Here is a 2,569-nt window from a genome sequence, read left to right on the forward strand (position 1 = left end):
TTGTCGTCTGCGTGCAAGCGATTGGCGAACGCATTGCGAATTTCGTCAAGGAGAATCTCGTCTTCGAGCAACATTACTTGCGCATCGAAAAGCTGAGCGACTTTCGAGGTAACACCTTCGGCGGTTTCGCGGGTACGTTCAAACGCTTTTCGACATTGCCGGAGTGCGATTTCAAACCGTTCGATTTCGGCAGTGATTTGACCGGCGGCGATGGTGCGGTGTTCGACGTGCACGGTATGCGGGGTATAGCAAAAAAGATTGCCAATCGCAATCCCAGGGGAAACCGGAATACCGCGCCATTCCTTCTTCACCGGCTATAGCTCCTCATGGAAACGATTGTTTATCAACTCTTGAATTTTTTCCCAGAGTGAATCTTCATCGGGTCCGTCGACTTCGATGGTTAGACGTGATCCCTGCTCAGCAGATAACAACATCATACCCATGATCGACCTACCGTTGACACGGCTATTGTCTTTCTCGACCCATACCTCACTCTTACCCCCAGCGGCAATTTTCACAAATTGCGCTGCTGGGCGGGCATGCAAGCCATTCCGGTTACGAATGACGATTTCTTTTCGGATCATGGGAATAACATACGAAAAAAATATGGAATCTGAACAAAAAAAAGTCGATGAAGCGAAATTCGTCAGAGAGCATTGTAGTTAGTGACGATTCGCGGAGCCAAATTGGACGCGTTACAAACCAAATGGGATTGCTTCGTCGTCCGCCATACGACGGATTCCTCGCAATGACACGTCAGGCAAGATTACCTTAACTCCATTAAAGGTGGACAGACAGGAGTGTCTGTCCTACGGGGATTGCTTCGTCCCTACGTTCTTCGCAAAGACATATCTGGCTAGATTAGCTAACCCCTGGAGACCTGTCCGTACCCATGTCATGCAAGATTGCTTGACCTCCAGTAAAGGTGGACAGACAAGAGTGTCTGTCCTACTTACAAGAAAAGGGCAACACCAAAGACTGCCAGAAGGAATACCAACAGTAATTTATAGAGCGTTGTCCGCGGCAAAAGGATGTATCCAAGCAAAAAGCCAGTCGCGATGGAAATCCACGCAAGCTCTTCTGCCCCTTGTGCCGCAATGGTGTAAACGATTCTTCCCCACTCCCTTGCTGTCAAAACAAATGTTGCGCCGATGAGAAACGCCCCAACGGAACGAATCCAAAACAAGATACGCGGGAGGTTCCATTGCTCGATGGCATGTGGGAGCAAAACTCCTTGTTCCCAACCATATTTCACCGACCACAACCGAAATGACCAGAGGGGGATGTTGTACAATGCTAAAAAAAGCAATACAGCGATTGCCCGAACGGCATTCGATTGATGATAAGCAAACAATCCGACGATTAAACCGAGTAACATAGTAATCGGTTTCCAACCGTCGCGGAAAAGCTGCCACCCGATCATCTGAAATGAGGTCGATGTCCAATCGCGTAACGATGTTACGATTCCTGGCGCTGTACCTGATTGTTCGGTATCGACTTCAGCGCGGGCAACAGCGCCGATTGCCATTGGGAGCAAATCCGGGTGTCCACAATAGAATCCGTTTTGATTGCGCAGGAATTCCGCTTGTTTAGCTGGCTCATTGACAAACATTCGGCGCGCTATGGGAAGCAAAGCATTGGTCCATCCGATACCAAGTTGCCGCACATTGGTCGTAACAACCGGTGCAATTACGGCTCCATCGTGAAGCCGTTTCCAAAGTTTCGAGTCGAATTCAGGTGTTGTGATTTTCATAAGACACTCGACCGGCGAATCAACTCAAGTACCGTGAATCCGATTGCTCCTAAAACAAACGCGAGTACAGTGTCGCGATGTAAAAACAGTCTTGCGACAGACGCAATCGCTAAGCCAGCAATCAAGGGTACAATAGTTAACAAGATGGGATCCGCTTCAAACCAAATCCATTTGAACAGCGCCCATCCTGTGTACCCCATGAAGTAACTGATGCCCGCTAACAACGCTCCGGTCAGGAAATGAACTGAAGCGGCAAAGCTAATCAGACGGCGGATAGCCGGGACATCGGCTCGCGTTACCGCGGCATCAAAATCAGATAATCGTTGCGATAACCAATTGGCAACAAACCAACGGCTAGAGCCAGCTAAAGGAGATAGAATTATTCCAAAAGCAATGCCGTAGGGCCAAAGGGTCATGAGGCGTTCACCGGTTGACAAAGGCCCAATCAAGGAAGCGGTAATAGCAGAGGCAACAAGAGCGGCGAATCCGGCATCGGGCGCCCACTTCGCAGTGCTTTCGGTTTCTCTGATCCAGAGTAGTTGAAATAGGATTCCGGTTAACAGACCGAGCAGTGGCATTCCCAACAACGCCGATACCAAAGGGGCGGCAACGAGCGGTGAGGATAGCATCACCCGCACCGTCATCCGGTCAAGGGCAAGTATTCCGCCAGCTAATGCCACGAAAAGTAATGCTACCGGGTCCGGTGTAAGCGGGATGATACTGCCTCCGGTTAGTGCGAATGCCCGACCATTTGCGGTTTCGGTAACGGTGCGCCATCGGTGTAGGTAAACGAAAAGACGACAAACGGATTATTAT

General features: G+C 49.7%; 4 protein-coding genes. All 4 read right to left on the reverse strand.

Annotation, left to right across the window (positions count from 1 at the left end):
* On the reverse strand, nucleotides 1-311 hold a 311-nt coding region (locus OEM52_14815; GenBank protein ID MDK9701405.1), incomplete at its 3' end, for a hypothetical protein.
* A gap of 3 nt (nucleotides 312-314) precedes the next feature.
* Nucleotides 315-584 (reverse strand): HPr family phosphocarrier protein, encoded by a 270-nt coding sequence (locus tag OEM52_14820; GenBank protein ID MDK9701406.1) that lies wholly within the window; start codon nucleotides 582-584, stop codon nucleotides 315-317.
* Between the two features lie 368 nt (nucleotides 585-952).
* Nucleotides 953-1,753 (reverse strand): PTS system mannose/fructose/sorbose family transporter subunit IID, encoded by an 801-nt coding sequence (locus OEM52_14825; protein ID MDK9701407.1) that lies wholly within the window; start codon nucleotides 1,751-1,753, stop codon nucleotides 953-955.
* Nucleotides 1,750-2,433, reverse strand: coding sequence for a PTS sugar transporter subunit IIC (locus OEM52_14830; GenBank protein ID MDK9701408.1), 684 nt, complete (start codon nucleotides 2,431-2,433; stop codon nucleotides 1,750-1,752). Before OEM52_14830 ends, OEM52_14825 begins: the two co-directional genes overlap by 4 nt.
* Nucleotides 2,434-2,569 lie beyond the last annotated feature (136 nt).

The sequence above is a fragment of the bacterium genome, from assembly GCA_030247525.1.
GTDB lineage: Bacteria > Electryoneota > JAOADG01 > JAOADG01 > JAOADG01 > JAOTSC01.

Coding starts and splice junctions, on each gene's coding strand:
- OEM52_14820 (MDK9701406.1), bottom strand. CDS start 584: ATGATCCGAAAAGAAATCGTCATTCGTAACCGGAATGGCTTGCATGCC.
- OEM52_14825 (MDK9701407.1), bottom strand. CDS start 1,753: ATGAAAATCACAACACCTGAATTCGACTCGAAACTTTGGAAACGGCTT.